Origin of the sequence: Candidatus Kapaibacterium thiocyanatum (assembly GCA_001899175.1) — a bacterium.
GTDB lineage: Bacteria > Bacteroidota > Ignavibacteria > Kapaibacteriales > Kapaibacteriaceae > Kapaibacterium > Kapaibacterium thiocyanatum.
This window is the reverse complement of the sequence record MKVH01000024.1, coordinates 476,091-501,092: the sequence shown is the minus strand read 5'-3', so window position 1 is coordinate 501,092 and position 25,002 is coordinate 476,091. Positions and strand designations below refer to the sequence as shown.

The window sequence follows — 25,002 nt, the reverse complement described above, 5'->3', positions numbered from 1 at the left end:
CTTACCCACGCGAGGCAGAGCCTCTCCCGAAACCGGCGTATAGCCCATTCCGTCAGGCCTCCGGCCTCATTTGGGGGAAGAAGACGACGTCGCGAATGGAATCGTTGTTGGTGAGCAGCATGACGAGACGGTCGATGCCCACGCCGAGTCCGGCCGTCGGCGGCAGGCCCACTTCGATGGCATGGAGAAAGTCCTCGTCCACCACCATGGCCTCGTCGTCGCCATCCGCACGGATACGCGCCTGATCTTCGAGACGCTGACGCTGGTCGACAGGGTCGTTCAGCTCGGAGAAGGCATTGGCCAGCTCGTTACCGTTGATGAAGAGCTCGAATCGCTCTACGAGCCCCGCCTCCGTTGGATGTGCCTTGGCGAGCGGAGACATTTCGACGGGATAGTCCGTGACGAACGTGGGCTGGACAAGATGCGGCTGTACCTTCACGCTGAATATCTCGTCGAGGATCTTCATTGCGCTGGCCTTCGGATCGATGTCGACGTCCAGCGAACGGGCGGCAGCCAACAACTCTTCGCGCGAACGGCCCTTCAGGTCCATGCCGGTATGCTCGGAGAACAGATCGAACATGCGGACCCTGCGGAAGGGCTTCGCGAAGGAGAAGTCCATCTCCTGGAACGTCACGTTCTCGGAACCGTTCACGTCCATGACGATGGTATGGAGCATGTCTTCCGTCATGTCCATCATCCACTGGTAGTCCTTGTAGGCCACGTAGATTTCCATGGCCGTGTATTCCGGATTGTGGGTCTTGTCCATCCCCTCGTTCCGGAAATTCTTCGATATCTCGTAGACGCCTTCGAAGCCTCCGACGATCAGACGCTTGAGATAGAGCTCGTCGGCGATACGCAGATAGAGATCGACGCCGAGCGTGTTATGATGCGTCACGAACGGACGTGCCGTAGCGCCACCATAGAGGGGCTGCAGGATCGGCGTCTCCACTTCCAGCCAGCCGCGCTCGTCGAAGTAGCGCCGCATCGTCGTGATGATCCGTGCACGCTTGCGGAACGTATCCTTGATTTCCGGATTGACGATGAGGTCGAGATAGCGGCGACGATACCGGTGCTCCTTGTCCGTGAAGGCATCGTATCGTGTCACGTTGCCCGCTTCGTCCACTTCTTCCTTGGCGACGGGAATGGGCGTGACGGACTTGGTCAGGAGTTCGAACGAACGGGCATGGACGCTGATCTCACCCATCCTGGTACGGAAGGCGAAGCCTTCGATACCGACGATGTCGCCGATGTCGAACAGCTTCAGACGGTCGTAGGCGTCGCCCAGATCGTCCTTCTTGAGATAGACCTGGATACGACCGCTATGGTCCTGGATATGGCAGAACGAAGCTTTTCCCATCCGTCGCATCGTCATGATACGTCCGGCCACCGCCACGCGTTCGAGCGGAGTGGGATCGTCATCGGAAAACTCCTGCAGGATCCGGGCGGCATCGTGCGTTTTCGCGAAGGATACCGGATAGGGATTCACTCCTTGTTCGCGCAGAAGATGCAGTTCTTCCAGACGGCGCAATTCCTGTTCGTTGCGTTCTTGTACAGCCATGGCCTTCTCGTGATAACGGTCGTTCGGGACAAAGCGCAAAGATACGAGTTGGGCGCCTGATGGCCGGGGCCGGTATCGCTCGGATACGGGTTTTTGCCATTGCGCGGGCCTTCGGCAAGGGCGTATGTTTGCGCATGGTGGAAGACGAATACGGTCCGGCACAGGAAATGGATCCTAGAACGGCTGCGGACATCCAGCTCCGCGCACGTCTCATGGAGATCGGTGAGCGACTGTTCGCCGAACGGGGCTATACCGCGACGACGGCCGATACCATTGCGAAAACGGCAGGCATCTCGAAGAAAACGCTCTATCGCCTCTTCCAGACGAAGGAGGACCTCATCCTCGCAGTCGTCCGGATGAGCATGACCCGCACGGCATCGATCGTCGATCCGATCTACGATGACCGGTCCGGCAACTTCGTCGAACGCCTCGATCGTCTCCAGGGGCTCGTCAGCGGACAGTTCGCACGCATCAATTCCAGTACCCATATCGAGGACCTGCAGCGTAGCGCTCCGGTCGCCTGGGACGAACTTCGACACTGGTATGCCGAACGCCTGATGCGATTCAGGACCCTCGTCCTCGAAGGCCTCCAGGACAACGCCATCCGCAAGGATATTTCCGCCGAGCAGCTCCTCGCCATCTATACGGCCATGCTGACGCGCTGCCTGGACCACACCCTCCTTTCCGATACGAACCTCCAGGCCGTCGATCTCTATCGAGGCTTCATGGGCATCTTCATCCACGGCCTCGCAGATCATACGAACGTCGCATCGGAGGCCGCCGTATGACGATCGACCCCGTCTTCACCCGCTGCCTCGACACGGCCGAACGGATGTTCTTCCAGTTCGGATACCAGCGCGTCACCACCGAAGAGATCGCCCGTGCGGTAGGTATCTCCAAGAAGACGCTGTACGAACTGTTCCCGAAGAAATCGGACATCATCGTCCAGTCCCTGCTGCGCAACGGACGAGCGCTCACCACGTTCATCGGAGCGTGTTCCTTCGACGCCCGGACCTTCCGGCAGGAATTCATGGACCTCATCCAGATGATCGTGCGGATGAACGGGACCTATTCACGCCTCATCATGCGCGATCTCGAACAGTCCGATCCCGTTCTCACCGCACGGATCCAGCGGCAGCGGCGCAGGTTCCTGACGGAACGACTGAAGACCATACTCGACAGAGGCATCGCCTGCGGCATCATACGCAGGACCGTAAACCTCGACGTCGCCGTCGTCGTCATCATGCTCGGCATCGACGACCTCCTTCACCCCGATGCCCGCCAGGTCTCCGACCTCCCCCTCCCGACCGTACGCGTCATGTGCTCCGTTCTGCTCGACGGCATCATCGTCCACACCTTGTGACGATTCGGATACTTCGGTATCGATACGAGGAACGGACGTCGACGTCATCCCGGATGACGGCAACCGAACGGCACGAGCACCCGTGGATTCCTCTCGTATCCACCGATCATCATAGAGACATACCGACGTAGCAGGTCCGTTGGCACGATAGACCGCGTGACGACCACGACTACGAACGACCGTCGTACGGCCGGACACCCGTAGGATATGACGAGCGTGCATCCGATCCGCACCGATGTCACGTTCGACCGCCGTCCGGTACGATACACATACGACTGTCAGACATTCCTTCACATCGACACTCCGATCGATACAACTGCTATCCATTACGACGCGTTCCATCATGTGCACTCCCTCCCCGCTCATCCGGGTATTGGCCCTGTTGTCGGCGGTCCTGTGGGCCTACCCATCCTATGGTCACGAGACCGATCTCCATATCCTCGTCTTCAGTAGAACGACGGGCTACCGGCATCCCTCCATCGCCGACGGCATCGACATGTTCGATCGTCTGGCAGCGGAACGCGGGTTCACGGTCCGGTTCACGGAAGACGCCCGCATGTTCGCGGCGGATACACTCTCGCGATATGACGTCGTCGTATTCCTGAGCACGACGGGCAACGTCCTCGACGCCGCCCAGCAGCATGCCTTCGAGAACTACATCCGCGACGGTGGCGGGTATCTGGGCATCCATGCGGCGAGCGATACCGAATACGACTGGCCATGGTACGGACGACTCGTCGGCACCTACTTCTCCCATCATCCCGAGATACAACAGGCGGAAGTCCTCGTGGAGGACAATCTCCACAGCAGCACCTCGCATCTGCCACGACGCTGGAAACGCAACGACGAATGGTACAATTTCAGGTCCAATCCGCGCGGACAGGTTCACGTACTGGCTTCACTGAACGAGAGATCGTATCAAGGCGGGTCGATGGGATACGATCATCCCCTTTCCTGGTGTCATCATGTGGACGGTGGTCGTTCATGGTATACGGCCATGGGACATACATCCGAGAGCTACAGGGAAGCGGACTTCGTCGAACACGTCTACAACGGTCTCGTATGGGCAGCTGGCAACGATCGCTCGGATGCGACGGCCACGGTACATGCGACCTACGCCAAGACCGTACTGGCCGACAATCTCGATCAGCCCGTGCAGATAGAGGCCCTGTCCGACACCGAATTCCTCATCCTGCACCGCAACGGCAAACTCGTCCACATGGATTCCAGAACCGGTACGATGACGACGGTCGCGAATGCCGGAATCCCGATCGCAGGCGAGAATGGCGCCCTGGGTATGGTACTCGGCCACGACTATCGCACGAATGGAACGCTCTTTCTCCTGCATGCCGATCCGGTCGTCGGACAGTATTCCATCATCCGATCGGTGTACGATGCGGGAATCCGAAAGCTGAGGTCCGCCGATACCATCCTGCGGATACCGTTCGATGGTGGTGTCTGCTGTCATTCGGGTGGTGATATGGCCATGGCCCCGGACGGTACGCTCTTCATTTCACTCGGCGACAATACCGTTCCCTTCTCTTCCGGCGGCTTCGCGCCCGTCGACTCGGCGGCAGGACGTGCACAGTACGATGCCCAGCGCACATCGGCGAATACGAACTCCCTGAGCGGCAAGGTGCTTCGCATCCGCCCTACCGATACGGGATACGAGATTCCCGAAGGTAATCTCTTCCCTCCCGGGACGGCCGGTACCAGACCCGAGATCTACGCCATGGGCTTGCGCAACCCGTTCCGCATGACCCTCGATCCGACGAACGGCTCGTTGTGGGTAGCCGACGTCGGCCCCGATGCGGCGAAGGACGATCCGAAGCACGGTCCGATGGGCTATGACGAGATCAACCATACAGCGCATGCGGCCAACTTCGGTTGGCCCTACTTCGTCGGCGCCAATCGTGGCTATCTGTTTTCCGGAGGCAGGAAGGACACAGCATCGCCGGTGAACACGTCACCGAACAATACCGGTCTGACCACATTGCCGCCGGCTGTCGCGGCCGCCGTCTGGTATGCCTACTCACCTGCATACGTCTCCGATGATTTCGGAACGGGAGGCAGGTGCGTCGCCGTCGGCATCATTCCGCATGCTTCCGAAGGCACTACGTCCCGATACGCATTGCAGCCGTTCTTCCACACCACACTGCTGGCCTACGACTTCGTGCGGTGCAATCTCCGGGCCGTGATCCTCGATGACGATCGCAACATCCTGAAGGTCATCCCAATCTATGACGACAAGGATTCCGTGGGCATCATCGACATCACGACGACTCCCAACGGAGAACTGTATGCACTGGGATGGAGGGATAAGACCGGACGTACGGCCAGCGGTTCGCTATTCAGATTGACCTCTCTGCATAATACGGTCGGCCCTCTGCAGGCCAGAATCACCGCATCCGTCACCGATGGCAAGCTTCCACTCGACGTGACCTTCATCGGAACACGATCGACGGGCAGTATCGCACGCTATGAATGGGACTTCGATGGTGACGGATCGACGGACGATACGCGGCCCGATCCGACCCATACCTTCACGAAAGCCGGCCTGTACAGCCCCGTCCTGCGCGTCGTCGATGACAGTGGTAACGTCGCTACTGCCACCATGGAAATCGTCGCTGGCAATACAGCGCCGACCATATGGTTCGTCAGCCCGATGGAAGGCGAAGTTGTCGGATTGAGCGATCGCATCGACTATCGGGTGGAAGCCATCGATCCCGATGCCCTGCCGATACGCGACGAAGACATCGTCGTCCAGTTCTCGTTGGGCCATGACGACCATGCCCATCCCCTTGACCTGACCTATGGTCCCGCAGGAACGTTACACCCACCCGACATCGAAGGCCATGGCGAGAATGCGAACATCTATGGTGTCGTAACGGCCAGGGTATCCGATTCCTCCATCGGTGAAGCTCCCTCCCTCTCGGCAAGAACGGGTGTCGTGCTGCGTCCGCCCATGGTGCAGGTCGAGCATGCCGACGTCCTGAACGGCATCGTCCTGGAAGAATGCATGGACACCGGAGGCGGTTTGAACGCCGGCTTCATCGATCAGCACGACTACTTCGTGATATCGCCATTGAACCTGCATGGCGTCACGGCCATCGACCTACGCTATGCGACCGTCACCGGCGGATACCTCGACATCCATGCCGACAATCTCGGTGGCGAACGCCTGGCGCGGATCGATCTCACCGGCGTGACGGGAGGATATCAGAACTGGCATACGGTCCGCACAGCCATCCCCAGAACGTCGACCACGCACAGCTACTTCTTCGTCGCAAGCTCCGATCGTGGTGATCAGGGGCTGTTCAACATCAACTGGTTACGATTCGTCAAGGATGGAGATGCGGCCAGCAATCCGGAGCCCCGAGACCCGCATACATCGTTCGATATCTATCCGAATCCGGTATCGAGCGCACTGCATATATCGTTGCCTGCAGGTGAACCCGGCACATATATGTTGGTCGACGTGTTGGGTCGGGTCGTCGGAGAAGGATCGTTTTCGTCGCCGATCGACGTTTCCCGCTTTCCGGACGGCATCTATAGAGTCCACATCCGTACGTTCGGGGGTACCGTGTCCACGTCCGTCACTGTCATGCATTGATATCCGGAGAAGCGATCCCGTTTCGTCTGCCGATGGATCGGATTCCTTTCCTTTTGGGAATGCCTTTCGGCGGCAGGTATCCCTATGTAGTTACGCCACACGAAATAATAACCGCGTTTACGATCGACACTTCGTGCGGATCGCAGATAACGACTTGTCGTGGTATTTCACGACAACGCCGGAAGGAAGCGCCGTATCGTGAATGAATCCTGAACATGGAATTCGGATATGGACGACCGGATGTCGAGATATCGGCGTGACGAGGATGGCATACCTTCGACAGACGACGGAACAGGAGTGCCTACGTACAACTACGTCCGAGATACCCGCAACGGCCCGGAATGTCAGTAATGGCCTGTGTTTTCAATGCGGGACGGCCGGGCTCCGACTAATAACATCCTAATAAATACTACTGTCCGGCATAGAGGAAAAATGGTATATTGACCTAGGAAACTCGAAACGGATTTCCGGTATCTGGGCATAATAGTATACACGAAATCCTCTCGATTATCGTTTTACGCAATAACGTGACATCGGAACCCTGCAGCAGTTGCACTACGCTGCTGTAGCAACCGAATATAACCCCCTCATAGCCCTACGCCCCTCACCAAGCGTAGGGTTTTTTGTTTGTGCAGTGCTTCAATGCGTGGTCGATCTGCGTTGACGTTGTGCTTCGAACAGCACGACGCCAGCAGCGACGGAAGCGTTCAGCGACGCGACGCGTCCGAGCATGGGAATCGTCACCACGACGTCGCATTCCGCCTGCACGCGAGGGTGAAGTCCCTCGCCTTCACTGCCGATCACGATGATGACGGGACCATCGTACGTATGCGCGGCGTCGTACGATGCATCGGCCGGAATGGCGGTGCCGATGATGCGCCATCCGGAAGCACGCAGGTGCGCCAGCGTTTCGGACATCCGCTGCACACGCGCCACGGGAAGCAACTCCAGCGCACCGGCAGAAGCCTTGACGGCAGCGGGTGTGATCGGCGCCGTGAATTTTACGGGAAGGATGAGTCCTGCAGCACCCACACATTCGGCGGATCGTGCGATCGCTCCGAGGTTGTGCGGATCGGTGATGCCGTCGAGCGCCACGAGCAGCGGTGCAGGATTGGAAGCCAGCGCATCCTCGACCAGCCGCTCGAGCGTAAGCGCAGTACGCAGAGGACGAAGAGCGATCACACCCTGGGCATCGTTGCGGCCCAGACCAAGTGCGGCTTCCAGTGCGCCGAATTTCCGGCGGTCCATCACGCTGCATGTGATACCGGCACGCTTCGCGGCGATGCGCAGCTCCGCCATCGGTCCGTCCTCGCCACCATAGCTCAGGAATATCTTCTCCAGCGGAGTACGTGCGGCAAGTGCTTCGGCAACGGCACGACGTCCGACGACGTACCGCGCGGGATCAAGTTCTGTAGGGAGTTCACTCACGATATCGACGCCACCACGTCGCGGAGGATGTCGCCGAAGGCCACGACATCCGAATAGGAATTGTACAAGGGAACGGGAGCGACACGGATGACGTTCGGCGTACGCCAGTCGACGACGACGCCACGTGCCACGAGTGCTTCGAAGATGGCACGTCCATGATTGTCGAAGAGAATGCTGAGCTGAGCTCCACGCTGCGATGCGTCGCGGGGTGTGATGATACGCATACCGCTGAACGTCGACGCGATATCGTCGACGACACGTTCGAGGAGGTTCGTAAGCGCCGTACGTTTGGCTGCCAGGCGCTGCATACCTGCTTCCATGAAGATGTCGAGCGAGGCCTTATGTGCCGCCATGGCAAGGATCTGGGCATTGCTCAACTGCCAGCCGTCGGCACCGTATGTCGGCACGAAGCCATGCTCCATGGCGAACCGCGTGGACTCCTCGTTACCCCACCATCCCGCGAGACGCTGAAGCTCGCGATCGTCGGCATGGCGTTCATGAACGAAGACGCCGCCAACACCACCCGGACCCGAATTCAGGTACTTGTAGGAGCACCAGACGGCGAAGTCGGCATTCCAGTCGTGCAGCGAGAGCTCGACGTTGCCCACCGCGTGGGCGAGATCGAACCCTACCTTGGCTCCTGCTTCGTGTGCAGCGGCAGCGATGGCCGCCAGGTCGAAGAACTGTCCACTGTAGAAATGCACCCCACTGAACAGTACGAGGGCCGTCGCATCTCCGTGTTCACGGATGGCAGCGACGATCTGTTCCGTCTTCAGCCACGATGCACCGGGCTCGGGCTGGATCTCGATCATGGCCTGTTCCGGATCGAATCCGTGCAGTCTGATCTGGCTTTCCACGGCATAGCGGTCGGACGGGAACTCCGAACCCGACATGATGATCTTGTATCGTGATGCCGTAGGACGGTAGAAGGAAACCATCATGAGATGGAGGTTCACCGTCAACGTATTCATGGCCACCACTTCGTGGTGCTTCGCACCGACGATGGTGGCAAGCGGCTCGCGGAACATCCGGTGGTAGGAGAACCATGGATGACGGGCATGGAAGTGTCCTTCCACACCATAGGTTTTCCAGTCGTCCAGCTCGGCCAGGACGGCATCCTTCGTGGATACCGGCTGCAGACCGAGGGAATTGCCGCAAAAATACAGGACGGGGCGGCCGTCGTGCAGCGGGAAGTGGAATCGCTGCCGGAACGAAGCGAGCTCGTCGGCAGCATCCATACTGCGGGCGTATTCGGGCAGACCGGATGCGTGTTCTGGTGGGGTCATGACAGGCATGTGAAGATCAGAAGAAACAAAAAGGTCAAAAGTCGGTCGTTTCCGTCGTACAGGCTATTTTCGACGCAAGATTGCACGGAACAACAACACATGCGCCTACGAATCCAACGCTCTTTGTCCATCCTACTTCCTCTCGTCGTCGCCATTACCGTCGGCGCCTGCGGCTATCTCGACAAACCACGTCCTATGAAGATGTATTGCGAGGCAGGTCCGAAGAATTTCATCGAACAGGCGGCTGGGGTCTTCGACAGGAACGGCTATACCATCACCGAGCGCAGGGACGAGGATGGCTATCTGGAAGCGCAGGACACCACATACCAGGTGCTGTACCGGTACGTGTCGCTTATCCGCACGTGGAAGGTCAAGCATACCGGAGATACGGTCGTGATCCACGTATCGAGCGTTTCCGAGCGTCTGGACGGGAGCGACGTGACCCAGACCTGGGACAAGAAATGGTCCGGCGACGAAGTCAAGGAATGGATGCGCCCGATCATGAATTCGCTGGAATCCGTCTGTGGTCTCGGCAGCCCGCTGCGGCCCAGATAACGAGGTCCGCCTTGCCGTCACCGGCCATCCGGCATCAGTCCACGACGAGATCGTCCGGCACCTCGACGTTCATCAGCAGCATGGCCGAAGCGATCGTCTTGCCCTGGGCATCGAGCTTGAGCGAAACGGTCCCACCGCCGCCGAGCGTATTGTGCAGCACGAAATTGATGGCCCACAGGTTGGGTAGTTCATACCGCTCCACGGGCCCGAGGGCGAGACCCTCGAAGTGAGCCTTGACGCGTTCCACGGTAAGGATGTCGCGTAGCAGGGGATACCATTCTTCCTTGAATGCGATCACGCCGCAGTTCGCGGCATCACCTTTATCGCCACTGCGGGCATGGGCAAGTTTCGACAGCGGAATAATCATCCCCAAAGATACGAAGGGCCCCCGTCGTTCGTCCTAACACGGGAAAATCCATAGTTTTGTGGTTCGCCATACTCGTCGCGAGGAATCCATGAACCGCGTCATGTTCAAGTCGAAGCTTCATCGTGCCCGCATCACGCAGGCGGATCTGTATTATGAAGGCAGCCTGACGATCGATGAAGATCTGATGGAAGCCGCTGATCTGATCGCCTACGAGAAGGTGTCGGTCGTCAACATCAACAACGGTGAACGGTTCGAAACCTACGTCATCCCCGGAATCCGCGGCAACCGCGACATCTGTCTCAACGGTGCGGCCGCGCGCAAGGGTCATATCGGTGACGAAGTCATCATCATCTCCTATACGACGATGCCCGATGCCGAGGCACGTGCCTACCATCCGACCGTCGTCCTCGTCGACAAGAACAACGACATCGTCTCCACATCGCAGAGCGTCGAGGCCTATACGTCCATGGGGCATCACTGATGGTCGACCATGAACGCCGCCCCCTCGCCGTAGCGATCCTCGCAGCGGGCAAGGGCAAACGCATGGGGAATCCCGACAAGGCAAAGGTCCTGGCCCCGTTGCACGATCGTCCGCTCCTCGCCTACGTCCTCGATCAGGCCCGTGTGCTGGATCCTTCCCATGTCGTCGTCATCGTCGGCCACCAGCGCGACGCCGTCCGGAACTTCGTCGCAGGTCACGATCCATCGGCCGTCTGCGTCGTCCAGAGCGAACAGCTCGGCACGGGACATGCCGTACAGCAGACGCGGACGGAACTGGGAGACAAGGACGTCGACGTCCTGATCCTTTCGGGCGACGTTCCCCTTCTGACCGCGGAGACGCTCGAAGCCTTCCTTCAGGATCACCGTACAGCCGAAGCCGACATCTCGGTTCTGACGACCACGGTATCGGATCCGACGGGATACGGGCGGATCGTCCGCGACGCCGATGGCAATCTCCGGAGCATCGTCGAACACAAGGACGCATCGGAAGCCCAGCGTGCCATCGGAGAAATCAACTCCGGCATCTACATCGTCCGCTCGGCCGACCTGTTCCCCGCGCTCGACCTCGTACGAAACGGTAACGTCCAGGGCGAATACTACCTGACGGACATCATCGGCATCCTGCAGGCGGACGGGAAGCGCGTTCACGCTTTCCATACATCGAACTGGGAGGAACTCCACGGCATCAACACCATGGATGACCTTCAGCGCGCCGCCGACATGCTGACACTCCGCGATACGACGGCATGATATCGGCCGTCGACCATATCGGTATCGCCGTGCGTGATCTCGAAGCGAGCATGGAGCTCTATCGCAGGATCTTCGCCGTTACGGACTTCCACAGGGAGCAGGTACAGGATCAGGGAGTGGACATCGCTTCCTTCCTCGTCGGCGACGTCCGTATCGAGCTCACGGCTCCCCTGCACGACCAATCCCCCATCGCCATCTTTCTCGACAAACGCGGCGAGGGCATCCATCATATCGCCTTCCGGACGGATACAATCGACGATGATCTGACGCGTTTGAACGCCGATGGTATCCGCCTGATCAATACGACTCCACAGGCAGGTGCCCACGACATGCTCATCGCCTTCCTTCATCCGAAGTCGACAGGTGGTGTGCTGATGGAGCTCTGCTCTCCCAATCACTAGTTCTCCCCGTACGCCCATGCCGACTCTGACCCTTCTTCGCCACGGCGAATCACAGTGGAATCTCGAAAATCGATTTACGGGCTGGGTCGACGTCAATCTCTCTCCCAAGGGTGAGCAGGAAGCTGCCCGCGCCGGAGCCTCGCTCGCGGACGTTCCCGTCGACAACGTCTTCACGTCGGTGCTGCTGCGCGCCATCCGCACGGCCGACATCGCCCTGGAAGCCGCCGGAAAACACGGCCTGCCCATCATGCGCGACCAGGCCCTGAACGAACGTCACTACGGCGACCTGCAGGGCCTCAACAAGAAGGAAACGGCGGACAAGTACGGTGACGACCAGGTACATATCTGGCGTCGCAGTTACGACATCGCTCCCCCGAACGGCGAATCGCTGAAGGACACGCAGGCACGCGTCATCCCCTACTTCGACGGAACCATCGCGCCCCTGCTGCGAAGCGGCTCCAACATCCTCGTCGTGGCGCACGGGAACTCGCTCCGCGCCCTCATCATGAAGATCGAAGGTCTGTCGCCCGAAGAAATTCTGAAGGTCGAAATCCCCACCGGTATACCTATCAGGTACGAACTGGATTCATCTCTCCATGTCCTTTCGAGGACCATGCTCAATCCAGCGCATGCATAAATCACTAGCCCTGCCAGTCGTTCTCGGGCTTCTCCTCGCAACCGGTATCACGCGTGCCCAGAACGAATCCGTGATCCTCCGTGCGATGAAGACCGAGCTCGACCGCTCGATGCGCCAGCTCGCCTCGCAGCCCAATCCACCCTACTTCCTCTCCTATGCCGTTACCGAAACCCGGACCACGCAGTTCGCCGCGTCGTTCGGGTCGCTCGAATACGACAACCATACCGTACGGCGCGTCCTGGATGTGGACCTGCGCGTTGGTTCGTACGATCTCGACAACACCCGCCCCATCCGCGGTGTGGCCTACGAGTTCGGCCGGGGTACCCGCGGTGTGACCCTGCCGCTGGAAGACGACGAAGCGGCCATCCGTTCGTTGATATGGTCCACGACGGACCGAGCATACAAGGCCGCCGAAGAGCGCCTTGGCAAGGTCCTCACCAACAGGCAGGTCAAGGTGAAGGAAGAGGATACGTCGGCAGACATGTCGCACGAAAAGGCCTACCATCATCTCGACAATCCTGTCGACTTCGCCTTCGACACGCTCGGATGGAAGGGCATCGTCCGCAACCTTTCGGCGATGTGCCTCGGCAATCCCGATCTCTACACCGGACGCGTCACCTTCCAGGCCGACTACCTGACGAAGTACTTCGTCAATAGCGAAGGCTCTGTCATCCGTACGATCGAACCGATCGTGAAGATGTTCGTCATCGTCAAGGCCAAGGCCGACGACGGGATGTCGCTTCCCCTGTACAAGAGCTATTCGGCCTTCACTCCCGAGGGCCTGCCCTCGCTGGAAGACATGAAGAAGGACGTGCGCTCCATGATCGACCTCTGTCTCCGGTTGCGCAATGCGCCGCTCATGGAGACCTATTCGGGACCCGCCATCCTGTCCGGCCGCAGCGCGGGCGTCTTCTTCCACGAGATCTTCGGTCATCGTGTGGAGGGGCACCGCCAGAAGGACGCCAATTCGAGCCAGACCTTCAAGCCCTTCCTGGGCAAGAAGATCCTGCCCGACTTCATCAACGTCGTCTTCGACCCGACCAGGAAGCAACTCGCGGATCATGATATCGTCGGTTATTATCAGTACGACGACGAAGGCATCCCCGGGCAACGCGTCGTGGCCGTCGAGAACGGAGTCTTCCGCAACTTCCTGATGTCCCGCTCACCCATCGAGAACTTCACGAACAGCAATGGCCACGGCCGCCGTCAGGCAGGCTATCGTTGCGTCTCGCGTCAGTCCAATCTCATCGTCGAAGCGCAGAAGAAGGTACCGCTGGACTCCCTGCGCGCCATGCTGCGCGCCGAATGCAGGAAGCAGGGCAAGGAATTCGGCCTGCTGTTCGACGACATCCAGGGCGGCTTCACCTTTACCGGACGTACGGTTCCCAATGCCTTCAACGTCCAGCCCCTCGTCGTCTACAAGATCTTCGCCGACGGACGTCCGGACGAACTCGTACGCGGTGTCGACCTCATCGGCACGCCGCTGACGACGTTCAATAACATCGTGGCCGCGGCGGACGACACGGGCATCTTCAACGGCGTGTGCGGTGCCGAATCCGGTGGCGTACCGGTGAGCGCCAGCGCGCCCAGCCTGCTCGTCAGCACCATCGAAGTACAGAAGAAACAGAAGTCGCAGGCCAAGCCTCCGATTCTCGCCGACCCGTCGACGACACACAAGGAGGGCCATCCATGATGCGTTCATTCGCCGCGTCCGTACTCGCGATGGCAGGACTCTGGGCTTCGGCCCAGGCAGCACAGCCCGATCCCAAGCTCATCATCCGTGCTCTCGACGACGAGATGCGGCGGAACATGATGGAACTGAAGCTCGGTGATCTGGAACGTCCCTATCACATGGAATACACGCTCACCCTGCGCCGCCGCGTGGGCTGCCACGCCATCCTCGGCAACGTCGAGGACATCGACTCCGGCACCACCGCCACCGTCAACGTCAAGATCAGGGTCGGTGGTCCGCGCTTCGACAACACGAATTTCTTCGACGTCGGCCTCGGCTTCTTCGGCAGCAGCGACGACGAGGAATCGTTCCGCAACCGCAGCATTCCGTTCGAGATGAACTACGAGAACCTGCGCCGTGAACTCTGGCTCGCGACCGATGCCTGCTACAAGCAGTCCGTCGAACTCTATGCCAAGAAACAGGCCGCCATCAAGAACCGCACGCGTACCGATACGACGTGGGACTTCTTCTACATGGCTCCCGAGGAACTGACGGACCTCGATAACGGACAACTGACCGCATCCGTCGGCGATGCACGACGTCTCTGCGTCGAAGCATCCGGCATCTTCAAGAACTATCCCGACATCCAGAGCTCGCGCGTAGGATTCGAATTCGTTCCCGAAGAAGTCTACTACGTCAACTCCGAAGGACGCCGCGCACACAAGTTCGACGTGTTCTGCGGCGTGGAGATGATCGCAGCTTCGCAAGCATCGGACGGCATGCCCGTCGCCGAGACCTATGCCGCCTATTCCATACGGCCGGGCGACCTTCCTACGAAGGACTCCCTGCTGCGTGCCGCCGAAGCGATGGCCAGGACGCTCACGTCCATCGTGAAGGCCCCGACCATCGAAGCGTATTCCGGCCCCGTCCTCTTCGAAGGCCAGGCCGCAGGCGAGATCGTGGCGCAGGTCTTCGCTCCGAATCTCGTCGCCCAACGCTCTCCGTTATCCGACGGAGGCTTCTCGACGAACGACCGGTATCAGGCCTTCCAGAACAAGATCGGTGGTCGTGTACTGCCCGAATTCATGTCCGCACGCGCCGTACCGTCGCAGAAAACCATCGGTGGACAGCCCGTGGCCGGACACTACCTGATCGACGACGAAGGCATGAGGGCGATGGATGTCGCACTCGTCGACAAGGGCTATCTCAAGACCCTCCTGTCGTCACGCGTGCCGACCAAACGCATCCGCATCAGCAACGGACATCAACGCGGCGGTGCGGCCATGGTCAGCGTCATCGAGTTCATGAACAACGACAACAAGCGCGCACTGGACGACAAGGGCCTGAAGACACGCCTTCTCAAGCTCGTCAAGGACCGTGACCTTCCCTATGGAATCATCGTCCGCAAGGCACTGAACCAGAACCTGCTGTTCACGGGCATCTTCCCGATGATGGGAACGGACTTCCCGATTCCGCAAGGCGAAAGCAAGATGGGCATCGTGGAAGCCTATCGCCTCTATCCCGATGGCCGCGAAGAGCTGATCCGCGGTACGGAAGCGGCAGGCCTCTCGGCGTCGATCTTCAAGGACATCATCGCGACGGGGCGCACGACACGCGTGCACAATCTCCTGGCACCGGCCGTGAATCCGGCCTTCCTCACGGGAGGCTCGTCGTACACCATCGCCACGATGGCCACACCCGATCTTCTCTTCGAGGACATCGAGATCAAGCCGATCGAAGGCGACTTCCCCAAACCGCCCATCCTGCCAAATCCGTTGGCAGGCAACTGACGGTATACCTGAGAACGACGACGACGTCCACCCCATGAAGGTGGACGTCGTCGTTAATGGCCGAAGCGTCGCTCGTGCGATCCGCCGAGCCGTCAGTTCAACGAGTATCGCACGCCGAAGTACACCATGCGCTGATCCATCGGTCCCCAGGCCATCGACGCATCGAAATGCGGTCCATACGGCGTCTGGGGCGAGATGATGGGATCCTGCTGGAAGTAGTTGGTGAGGTTCTCGACACCGACGTAGAGATCGAGGATGTCGAACTTCCTGGTGATCTGACCATTGATGCGGATGAAGCCGGGGAAGGAATCGCCTCTGCGCAGGTCGGCGGGAAGATGTGCCGTAGAAGGCAGACGGCCTTCGCCGTTGTAGATGAACGTGGCATCGAACTGCCAGTCGTTGCCTTCCGTCAGGTACGATGCGGTCGCGAGGAACCGCGTGCGGCTCATCATCGGTCGTTGACGCAGCGTATCGCCGAACGTCGTCTGCACGTCCACCCAGCGATAGGCGAAATGCAGGTCGAGGCGCGGTATCGGAGAGAACATCATCTGCAGCATGGCACTCGTCGCGAAGGAACGTCCGTTCGGCGCGAGATTCCCAAGATAGATGTTGCCCGGCGTACGGTCGAAGTCGACGACGATCTGATCCGCGAATTCCGTGTGATAGACTTCGCCATCGAAGGTGAATATCCTGTCGAAGAGTTCGAGCGAATGCGTCAGCGAGACGCCGTAGTTCCAGGACTGCTCCGGACGGAAAACGGAATCCATTCTGGGCGTCATGGACGAGATGAAGGCCGAGATGTTCTCGGCGACGACGGTCGCCACGCGGAAGCCACGTCCTGCAGATGCACGCAGCGTCGTCATGTCCGACAGTGCATACCTGAGGTGCATCCGCGGCGTCCAGAACGTACCGTACAGATTGTGGGCATCGACCCGTGCACCGGCGATGAAGGTGAGGTTCTTCAACGGCGACAGCGTCATTTCCGCGAACACGCCGGGAACGGATTCCTTCCTGTTCAACGTGTCGACCATGATGCGCTCGCGAACGTCATCGTACTGATAGGACAGACCGCCGATGAACTTCACGTCATCCGAGAACGGCAGGGCGAGAATGGCGCGTGCTCCGAGCGAGCGTTGCGAACCGTCATAGGTCCGCACACCGAAGAACGACGCGTTGTCGTGCCACGAACCATTGACGACGAGAGCCACACTGCTTCCTTCGACATCGGGCATGATGTTCAGCAGACCGACCTTGGCGAAGCCTTCGTAACGATCGATCGTGGTGCGGATACCGTAGCGCGCGAGGGATGGACGATCCTGATCGAAGGACGTTCCCGTCTGACCCGATGCATATTCGTCCCTGATGATGCGGCCAAGGATCTGGATCTCCACTTCATCGTTGTTGAACCACCACCGGTTCAGAAGATTGAGCTGGCGGAAGTTCGGCATATCCAGAAAGCCGTCCGCATTCTGGTCCACGGTACCGTTGAACAGTCGTCCGTGTGCCATGATCATCGTCGACCATTCGTCGCCGACGGGCAGGGCCGACGTGATGTTGATCTCGCCACGACCGAGCGAGTTGCCGTAGGCGTTCACGAAGAGCTTCTCGCTCGTCGTCGGCTTCTTGAATTCGACGTTGATCTGGCCCGTCATGCCTTCATAGCCGAAGATCACGGACGAGGCCCCTTTCGAGATACTCACCGACTCCATGAACGGGCCGGGGATATGATCCAGACCATAGGGCAGCTCCATGCCGCGGATCGACGGCACTGCCTCCGTGAGGAACTGCGTATACGAGCCGCGCAGGCCGAGCAACTGGATCTGTCTGGCGCCGGAGACGGCGTCGGAATACGACACTTCCACGCTGCCGCTTTTCTCGAAGGACTCGGCGAGGGAGCAGCAGGCGGCCTTGGTCAGGTCCTTTGCCGTCAGGATTTCCGTCTTCTGCGTGGCACGGGTGATCATGGGTTGTTCAGCCTCCACGGTGACGGCATCGGCCGTGACGGGTTTCATGACGACCTCGATGGAATCCGACGTCGGAGCCAACACGACGGTCTCGTATCCCACGTACCGGATCTCGAGCGAGTCGTAGGCATGGCCGTGGCCATCGTCATGGCGTTCCAGACGGAAGAGTCCGTCGGCATCGGTATACGTACCGTGTGACGTGCCGCGCCACAGTACGGTGGCTCTGGCGAGGGGTTGGGTCGCACCGTCCGAGGAAGTGCCGAGTACGCGGCCCGCCACGGGATGCTGTTGTGCGGCCGCCGACATCGTCGACACGGCCATCATCAATAGAACGATAAGGGATCGCACGATTCCTGATTCCTGAATGTCATGAAATAAGGGTGACATTCCATGCCGCTCCGGCGGCATGGCCGAAAGGAAACCGGAATCGGTCTAGATCAGGAAGACGCCCAGGAGATCGGGAGTCGGGGCCGGAGGCCCGGCGTATATATCATCGGCGTACTGCTGGCCATGCTGAAAGAAGTCATAGCTCAGTACGACGTCGAGCGACCCGCTACCGGTATAGGGAAGAAAGAGATCGCAGACCTTGGCGACGGGGATCTGGTGTCCGGACGTGGGCACGGCATCCGTATCCAGCGTCGAAACGGTAACATTTTCCTCGCAGCACGCATCTTCACCTTCGTCGGTCGATTCTTCGTCGTCACTGCAGCACTGATCCACATCACAACCTTCACGCTGTTCCGACTGCATGAGACCACTGCAGAAGTGGTTCAAGGCGGGGGTACCCGTCGCCGCCGTCAGGTACAGCAGTGAAACGAATAGGAGCACTATGGTTCGCACGATGTGCATGGGACAAAGCTACGCAGGTAGTATGGAAGGGAACAATCGATATTTTCATCGTGTCGCTGATGGTCAACTGGTTTTCCACCATCGCAGGAGGGAGCGATGAGCGAGTTCGTCAAGCACTACAGCAACGGTGAAGTCACCATCGTCTGGAAGCCGGATCTGTGCATCCACTCCGCCAATTGCTTCCGCAATCTTCCCGAAGTGTTCAATCCGAGGGTCAAGCCCTGGATCAAGCCCGATGCGGCCCCTACGGAACGCCTGATCGCGGTCGTTTCGGCCTGTCCGTCCGGCGCTCTCAGCATCGAACAGGAAGAACCCGAAACCTCACCGGAAGCAGTGGCCGAACCACCGGTCAACGGCAAGGCCGCACATTCCGCCGACCCCGCCTTGAGGATCGACGTACAGCGTGGCGGCCCCTATACGGTCGTCGGCCGTGTGGACGTTTGTCTGTCAGACGGATCGGTGGTCGAAAGGACGCATGTAACAACCCTCTGCCGGTGCGGTCTATCCAGGGCCAAGCCGTTCTGCGACGGGTCCCACGTCCATTCCGACCTGGACAGATAGGCTGCCGCTTTTTCGCCGTTCGTTCCGTATCTTTGCATCCGTATGCGTCGTCTCTCAATCATCGCCGCCGTTCTGCTCGTCGCCGCCACCACGGCCTGGGCAGTCCAGGTATCGCTGCAGTACTTCCAGGCCCGCTCCAACGGTTCCTCGATCGTCGTGGAATGGAAGTCGGCTACGGAAAACGACGTGACGCAATACGACGTCGAACGCGCCGGCGAAGACCAGGTCTTCCGCTACGTTTCCACGGTCACGGCCAAGGGCAGCAACCAGACGTATCAGTACGTGGACGACGAAGCCTTCGGCAAGCGTGACGGCAACGGCACCACCATCGCCAAGAACTACTTCACGTATCGCCTCAAGATGGTTCACGGCGATCGTTCCGTAGCATATTCCAACTCTACGGGTGTCACGCACAACGTGAGCGGCATCAAGCGCACATGGGGTATGATCAAAGAGATGTTCCGCTGACCGTGCATTCCCACGGCAGTACCTCTTCCCTTCTTCTGTACGTCCTCCTCGTCATCTTCGGATGGGCCCCGCTGATTGCCGGCGATGGCTCGTTACCGGTTCGTTGCGGCTTCGCGACTCCGGAAGCCGAGGCCCGTCTCGCAAGCCTGAACAATGGCATCCTGGCCGCACAGCGTCCAGTCCTTCCCGAATCCGTCTCCTCACCCGGCGGACGATTCCGCATCCACTTCACCCGCACGGGTCCAGACGCCGTCCCGCCCGACGACGCGGATGGCAACGGCATTCCGGACTACGTCGACGAAGCAGGACACGCCCTCGACAAGGCCTTCCTGGCCGAAGTGGATACGATGGGCTACGTCTCTCCTCCATCCGACGATACGGCCGGCGGATCGCCCCAATTCGATCTCTACCTGCACGATCTCAGCAAGGCTGGCCAGGGCTTCGGCCTGTACGGCATCACCGAACCGGAACGTGCCCTGAACGGCTCCGGCCTGACACGCTATACGTCATGGATGGAAGCCGACAACGACTTCTCCCCGAACGACAGGAATGCCTTCGACTCCGTCATCTATGCAACGACCGGCATCGCCGCGCTGCGCGTGACATGTGCCCATGAATTCCATCATATGATCCAGCTGGGGGGATACGGCGACACGGGGATCCAGCGTAGCATCCACGAACTGTCCTCCACGTGGATGGAAATGCGTGTATGGCCGGAAATACGGGACTGGACGGCCTATACCGGCGCCCTGCTCAGGAATCCCGAACGTTACCCGCTATCACTGCCGGAGACCGCCAACGGCTACTACTGGGGCTGGTTCGGCAAGGCCATGCACAGACTCGACGGCGATGCGCCGCTGCGACGTACATGGGAACTGATCGCCACCGGCATGCGCCCCTTCGCTGCGCTCGATCAGGCCTGTGGCGAGTCGGGCAGCAGGCTCGAGCCGCTGTTCTGCAACACCATCGCCGAACTGTACCGGACGGGATCGCGCGGACAGTCCAATACGCTGCTCCCGAAGGCCGAACTCCTGCCGGAAATCCATCTCGCAAGCGACGACCGCGTACGTCCGCCTTCCGCCCTGATCACAGGAGAGCTGCGTCCGTACGAAGTGCGTTGCCATCGTTTCTCCGTTCCATCGCTGACGGATGCGGACCGCCCCGTCTCGGTCGCCATCGTTTTATCCGCACCGGACACGGATGCCATGATCGCCTCGTCGACGGCCGCACGTACGGCCTATGCCATCACGCTGACGTCGAACAGGACGGAAGAGGACCTGCCCATCAACGGATCCGCATGGGGCCTCAGGATCACGTCAACAGGAATCTGCTACAAGATGGACGGCGTCACGACCGAACGCGTGGAGGGTCCCTATCCCATGCCGTTCGTCAGGTCCATGCACGACAGGTTGAACATTCCCGTTCCCTTCGCCATGCCCGGCGATCACGCCACCATCACTGTCCTCATGCCGACGATGAGGGTCATCGCGAGCGACGAAGCCACGGTGATCCTGGACGATACACGCATCGTCGTACCGTGGGCCAATGCCTCGACGCTGCACTCCGGCATCTACCTTCTGCGCGTGAATTGCAGTGACAGGACGGAACTCTACAAGCTGGTGGTACGGGAATGACGATCATCACCGCAACGGACATCACGAAGACGTACGGGCCGCGCCGCATTCTCCGGAACGTCTCGGCAGCCGCACGTGGCGGCGACTGCCTCGGCATCATCGGCCAGAACGGCAGCGGAAAGTCGACCTTCGTCCGCATCGTCGCCGGAGTCCTGCGTCCTACGTCCGGCACGGTGAGCTTCGAACTCGACGGACGTTCCATCACCGACGAATCGCGGCCGATGCACTCGGGATTCGTGGCGCCGTATCTTCGTCTCTACGACGAGTTCACGGCCGTCGAACTACTCGACCTCCACGCGCGTCTGCATGGCCGTATCGTGGATTCCACACGTACGCATGAAACATTGGAGCGTCTGGAACTCTCCGAGCGATGTACGGACCGCATCCAGACGCTCTCCAGCGGTCAGCGGCAGCGCGTGGCGATGGCATTGGCCGTTCATCTCGAACCTCCACTGCTGATCCTCGACGAACCGTCCATCACGATGGACAACCGTGGGCGTGAACTCGTAGAACATGAAATACGTCGTCATCGTGAGCGAGGCGGCATCGTGATCCTTGCAACCAACGACGACCGCGAGAAAGAGCTATGTACACATCACGTTTCTATCGACGTACCGGTCTCTCCCTGATGATGTCGGGCATGACGGCCTTCCTGGTCTCCTGCTCCGATACCGCCCATACGTCGAACAATCCCAGCGCCCGCACGGCCGCCACCCCCCTGCCCATCAGCACGTGGAAGATTCCCGAGACCCTGGACTTCTGCGGTGAGGCCGTCCCGCTCGACGTTCCCGAAGTACGCGAACGCGTCGAACGCGAGTTCTACGTGAACCTGCAGACTCCGGGCCAGATCATCCTCTACATCAAGCGTTCGGGACGCTACTTCCCGCTCTACGAACGCGTCATGAAGGAGATGAACATGCCGACGGACCTTCGCTTCCTCTCCGTGGCGGAGAGTGCGTTGTTCATGGCACGATCGACGAAGGATGCCGTAGGGCTATGGCAGTTCATGCCTGCCACGGCGCGGGCGATGGGACTGGTCGTGAACGACTGGGTGGACGAACGGCGCCACCCCGAGAAGAGCACGCGCGCGGCGATGAAGTACCTGAAGAGCGGTTTCGACTCGAACGGATCGTGGACGAATGCGGCCGCCGGATACAACATGGGCCACACGGGATTCGGCGAGAACATCGCCTATCAGAACAAGAAGTCCTTCTACGATCTTTATCTCAACGAAGAGACATCCCGCTACATCCTCCGCATCGCCGTCATCAAGCACATCATGCTGCATGCACACGACTACGGCATCATCGTGCCGGAGGATGAACGCTACGGACGTGAGACGACGCGCACGGTCCGTGTCTCCGCTCCCGTCGACAACCTCGCCCAGTGGGCCCTTGCCAACGGTTCGTCGTACAAGGACGTGAAGCTGCTCAATCCGTGGATCCTCGGACGGAAGCTGCCCGCTCCCGCCAGCGGCGCATGGGAAATCAGCCTGCCCGTCAATCGATGATCAGACGTCGAACCTTCCCCGGTCCGACCGGTACCAGCATGTACCATCCCTTCGGCAGACCGCCGATGGACAGTTGTCCGTCGACGATGCCGACGATATTTCCGAGCAGATCGACGATCATCGCCTTCCGACCGGCGAGTGACTCCCCTGCCTGGACATCGTCGTCCACGCCCACCGTCGTACGCGATACGACAGTATCGCGCCACCATGTGCCCGTGCTGCGCGTCCCGACATGGATACGGTAGATGTCGCCGCCTCTCGGTTCGACGTGGATGGCTTCGACTTCCTTATCCGCAAGGCCCTCGTTCCATTCGTGCCATTCGGCTTCATCCGGTGTACGCGTGTAGATGCCGAGGCCCGAGAAGTAGCCCGTCGAGATGAAGAACGTGGACCGTGCCGAGGCGACGCTGAAGAGCGTTGCGAACGGTATGGGAATGCCTTCCTGTGCCAGCGTCCAGTCGGCCTTCGCCGGATCGTGAAGATAGATTCCCCCTGCGAGCTCGTTGAAGGCCAGGGCCGTCGCCGCGATCCAGCCGGCATCGTTGGCACTGGCTACACCGCCGGTGATGGGCTTCCTGGGCAGACCGTAGTTCATCGGAAGCCAGCCCTCCTCACCCTTCGCACGGTACAGGAAACCTTCGTGCCGCGTTCCGCAGAGGATCCCGCCGTCAGCCAGGGTCGTCAGCGATGTGACGGTCAGGATACTGTCGAAGGCCGGTGCGATCGTGATATCCGCCGTATCCGTACCCGTGACGGTCGACCATAGCCCGAACCTGAAGAGGCCGAGATAGACCGTATCCCCCACTGCCAGCAGCTTCATGGCCGTACAGCCCTCGGGCAGTCCCTTGATCGGCGTCCATGTTCCGTTCCGGAAGACGAGAACGCCGTAGCGATTGGTACCGCAGTAGATGTCGCCCGTCGATGTGACGGCGACATCCGTCACGCGCACCGTTCCGCCACCCGTGGAATCGATCGGGAAGCCCGTCAGCTCTGCCTGCCACGTCAATCCGTGATCCGAACTCGTATAGACTCCTGCATGCGTACCGCAGACGAGGCGCGTGGACGATCCGGTGATCGACGTCACGAAGTCGTTCCCCTCGCCGGTGGCGAGTCCGCTGCTTCGCTGCCACTGCGCATGCAGGGGCGCCGTACTTCCGAGGACGGCCAGCATACACACGGACAGCCACCAATAAAAAAGCCGCTCCGAGGAGCGGCCCATATGTGTCACGAGCGACATCAATTCTTTTCGTTCTTCTGGAAGACCGGCGATTGCTGTTCGACGACCATACCGTATGCCTTGATTTCCACCGAGGCATGATCGGGGTGGTTCGTATGGAAGCTCACCGTACCCGTGAAGGATCCCTTGGCCTGCGGAACGATCTTGGCGATCAGGTCGAACTTCTCGCCCGGCTTCAGGACGGTCTTCCCGGTCGTGTTCAGTACGATGCCGTTATCCGTCTTGAAGTCCGACAGTACCATGTCCGCGTTGTCGTTGTTCGTGATCGTCAGCTTGGACGATGCTTCCTGTCCGATCTTCAGATCGTTGAAGGAGAAGAAGACGGTCGGCGCGATCTGCAGGGCACGGACGATGTCGGCCTTGAGGAAGTAGTATGCCGTTGCCGTATCACCCGGCTTGCCGGGCTCGAGGGGTGCCGAGCGGATGGTGATGCTCTTGGTGAGAGCGCCCGATTGGGACGGACTGATGTTCAGCTTCACCTTCATGGTGCTGACTTCGCCGGGACCGAGTTCCGTCTTGTCGGGATCGGTCTTCGTGCAGCCACAGCCCGGACGGATTTCGACGAGCTTGAGGGTACCGGTACCGACGTTCTTCATTTTCACCTCGGCTTCGAGGTGGCCCGATGTCGGAGCCTTGGTCTTGCCCCAGTCATATGTATCGCCCCCGACAATCTCCAGCTTGGGTTGTGCGACGGCAGCGATGGACGCGCCGACGAACATGGAAAGGGCGACCGATGCAAATCTGTTCATTGTAGAAACTCCAGTTAGACGATCGTCAGACTCAGCCTGATTTGACGGTATGAGCGCAAATATAATTTAGGCCGGGTACAAAAAAGACAGTAGCTTCCGGGAATCATCG

Annotated in this window: 24 protein-coding genes; 15 read left to right on the top strand and 9 right to left on the bottom strand. The window is 59.7% G+C overall.

All coding sequences use genetic code 11. The features are described from left to right. Positions 1–52: 52 nt before the first annotated feature. Positions 53–1,558, bottom strand: a complete 1,506-nt coding sequence (locus tag BGO89_10730; protein OJX56986.1) for a lysine--tRNA ligase — start codon at positions 1,556–1,558, stop codon at positions 53–55. 134 nt (positions 1,559–1,692) lie between these two features. On the opposite strand from BGO89_10730, the gene BGO89_10725 reads away from it, so the two are divergent. Together BGO89_10725 and BGO89_10720 are read left to right on the top strand one after the other, a co-directional pair. Then, positions 1,693–2,346, top strand: a complete 654-nt coding sequence (locus BGO89_10725) for a hypothetical protein (GenBank protein ID OJX56985.1) — start codon at positions 1,693–1,695, stop codon at positions 2,344–2,346. Further along, positions 2,343–2,921: a hypothetical protein gene (locus BGO89_10720; protein ID OJX56984.1), complete on the top strand. Its 579-nt coding sequence runs from the start codon at positions 2,343–2,345 to the stop codon at positions 2,919–2,921. Before BGO89_10725 ends, BGO89_10720 begins: the two co-directional genes overlap by 4 nt. 44 nt (positions 2,922–2,965) lie before the next feature. On the opposite strand, the gene BGO89_10715 is transcribed toward BGO89_10720, so the two are convergent. Then, positions 2,966–3,154 carry a hypothetical protein gene (locus BGO89_10715; GenBank protein OJX56983.1) on the bottom strand — a complete coding sequence of 63 codons (189 nt, stop codon included), beginning with the start codon at positions 3,152–3,154 and terminating at the stop codon, positions 2,966–2,968. Between the two features lie 2 nt (positions 3,155–3,156). On the opposite strand from BGO89_10715, the gene BGO89_10710 reads away from it, so the two are divergent. Further along, positions 3,157–6,534: a hypothetical protein gene (locus tag BGO89_10710; GenBank protein OJX56982.1), complete on the top strand. Its 3,378-nt coding sequence runs from the start codon at positions 3,157–3,159 to the stop codon at positions 6,532–6,534. 639 nt (positions 6,535–7,173) lie between these two features. On the opposite strand, the gene BGO89_10705 is transcribed toward BGO89_10710, so the two are convergent. Further along, on the bottom strand, positions 7,174–7,965 hold the full coding sequence (locus BGO89_10705; GenBank protein ID OJX56981.1) for a 23S rRNA (guanosine(2251)-2'-O)-methyltransferase RlmB: 792 nt from the start codon (positions 7,963–7,965) through the stop codon (positions 7,174–7,176). Next, entirely contained in the window at positions 7,959–9,248 is a 1,290-nt protein-coding gene (locus tag BGO89_10700) for a kynureninase (GenBank protein ID OJX56980.1), read from the bottom strand. The genes BGO89_10705 and BGO89_10700 overlap by 7 nt, the downstream gene beginning before the upstream one ends. 123 nt (positions 9,249–9,371) lie before the next feature. Here BGO89_10700 and BGO89_10695 point away from each other — a divergent pair, with 123 nt between their 5' ends. Next, a complete protein-coding gene (locus BGO89_10695) occupies positions 9,372–9,803 on the top strand; it encodes a hypothetical protein (protein ID OJX56979.1) in 432 nt (143 codons plus the stop codon). Positions 9,804–9,837: 34 nt separating this feature from the next. Here the strand turns inward: BGO89_10695 and BGO89_10690 are convergent, their stop codons facing one another. Further along, positions 9,838–10,170 (bottom strand): hypothetical protein, encoded by a 333-nt coding sequence (locus BGO89_10690; GenBank protein OJX56978.1) that lies wholly within the window; start codon positions 10,168–10,170, stop codon positions 9,838–9,840. 88 nt (positions 10,171–10,258) lie between these two features. Here BGO89_10690 and BGO89_10685 point away from each other — a divergent pair, with 88 nt between their 5' ends. The 6 genes from BGO89_10685 to BGO89_10660 are packed head-to-tail and all read left to right on the top strand — an operon-like array spanning position 10,259 to position 15,921. After that, positions 10,259–10,651 carry an aspartate 1-decarboxylase gene (locus BGO89_10685; protein ID OJX57356.1) on the top strand — a complete coding sequence of 131 codons (393 nt, stop codon included), beginning with the start codon at positions 10,259–10,261 and terminating at the stop codon, positions 10,649–10,651. Beyond that, positions 10,651–11,421, top strand: coding sequence for a hypothetical protein (locus BGO89_10680; protein OJX56977.1), 771 nt, complete (start codon positions 10,651–10,653; stop codon positions 11,419–11,421). Before BGO89_10685 ends, BGO89_10680 begins: the two co-directional genes overlap by 1 nt. Further along, the gene (locus BGO89_10675; GenBank protein ID OJX56976.1) at positions 11,418–11,822 is read left to right on the top strand and encodes a methylmalonyl-CoA epimerase; all 405 of its coding nucleotides are present in this window, start codon (positions 11,418–11,420) and stop codon (positions 11,820–11,822) included. Before BGO89_10680 ends, BGO89_10675 begins: the two co-directional genes overlap by 4 nt. Before the next feature lie 16 nt (positions 11,823–11,838). Then, positions 11,839–12,459, top strand: coding sequence for a 2,3-bisphosphoglycerate-dependent phosphoglycerate mutase (locus BGO89_10670; protein OJX56975.1), 621 nt, complete (start codon positions 11,839–11,841; stop codon positions 12,457–12,459). Positions 12,460–12,469: 10 nt separating this feature from the next. Continuing rightward, positions 12,470–14,152: a hypothetical protein gene (locus tag BGO89_10665; GenBank protein ID OJX57355.1), complete on the top strand. Its 1,683-nt coding sequence runs from the start codon at positions 12,470–12,472 to the stop codon at positions 14,150–14,152. Beyond that, positions 14,152–15,921 (top strand): hypothetical protein, encoded by a 1,770-nt coding sequence (locus BGO89_10660; GenBank protein OJX56974.1) that lies wholly within the window; start codon positions 14,152–14,154, stop codon positions 15,919–15,921. Before BGO89_10665 ends, BGO89_10660 begins: the two co-directional genes overlap by 1 nt. A 92-nt stretch (positions 15,922–16,013) precedes the next feature. Here the strand turns inward: BGO89_10660 and BGO89_10655 are convergent, their stop codons facing one another. Both BGO89_10655 and BGO89_10650 read right to left on the bottom strand, forming a co-directional pair. Continuing rightward, positions 16,014–18,209 carry a hypothetical protein gene (locus BGO89_10655; GenBank protein ID OJX56973.1) on the bottom strand — a complete coding sequence of 732 codons (2,196 nt, stop codon included), beginning with the start codon at positions 18,207–18,209 and terminating at the stop codon, positions 16,014–16,016. 108 nt (positions 18,210–18,317) lie between these two features. Then, positions 18,318–18,734 (bottom strand): hypothetical protein, encoded by a 417-nt coding sequence (locus BGO89_10650; protein ID OJX56972.1) that lies wholly within the window; start codon positions 18,732–18,734, stop codon positions 18,318–18,320. 96 nt (positions 18,735–18,830) lie between these two features. Here BGO89_10650 and BGO89_10645 point away from each other — a divergent pair, with 96 nt between their 5' ends. From BGO89_10645 to BGO89_10625, 5 genes are read left to right on the top strand one after another with little or no spacing between them, the layout of a single operon-like run. Further along, positions 18,831–19,295 carry a hypothetical protein gene (locus tag BGO89_10645; protein OJX56971.1) on the top strand — a complete coding sequence of 155 codons (465 nt, stop codon included), beginning with the start codon at positions 18,831–18,833 and terminating at the stop codon, positions 19,293–19,295. A gap of 42 nt (positions 19,296–19,337) precedes the next feature. Next, on the top strand, positions 19,338–19,763 hold the full coding sequence (locus tag BGO89_10640) for a hypothetical protein (protein ID OJX56970.1): 426 nt from the start codon (positions 19,338–19,340) through the stop codon (positions 19,761–19,763). A gap of 2 nt (positions 19,764–19,765) precedes the next feature. Continuing rightward, the gene (locus BGO89_10635; GenBank protein ID OJX56969.1) at positions 19,766–21,397 is read left to right on the top strand and encodes a hypothetical protein; all 1,632 of its coding nucleotides are present in this window, start codon (positions 19,766–19,768) and stop codon (positions 21,395–21,397) included. Then, positions 21,394–22,026, top strand: coding sequence for a hypothetical protein (locus tag BGO89_10630; GenBank protein ID OJX56968.1), 633 nt, complete (start codon positions 21,394–21,396; stop codon positions 22,024–22,026). Before BGO89_10635 ends, BGO89_10630 begins: the two co-directional genes overlap by 4 nt. Then, positions 22,026–22,907: a hypothetical protein gene (locus BGO89_10625; protein ID OJX56967.1), complete on the top strand. Its 882-nt coding sequence runs from the start codon at positions 22,026–22,028 to the stop codon at positions 22,905–22,907. Before BGO89_10630 ends, BGO89_10625 begins: the two co-directional genes overlap by 1 nt. Here BGO89_10625 and BGO89_10620 read toward each other — a convergent pair. Together BGO89_10620 and BGO89_10615 are read right to left on the bottom strand one after the other, a co-directional pair. Further along, positions 22,897–24,078, bottom strand: a complete 1,182-nt coding sequence (locus BGO89_10620) for a hypothetical protein (GenBank protein ID OJX56966.1) — start codon at positions 24,076–24,078, stop codon at positions 22,897–22,899. The two genes, BGO89_10625 and BGO89_10620, sit on opposite strands and share 11 nt — an antisense overlap. Positions 24,079–24,143: 65 nt before the next feature. Continuing rightward, entirely contained in the window at positions 24,144–24,893 is a 750-nt protein-coding gene (locus BGO89_10615; protein ID OJX56965.1) for a hypothetical protein, read from the bottom strand. Between the last annotated feature and the right edge of the window lie 109 nt (positions 24,894–25,002).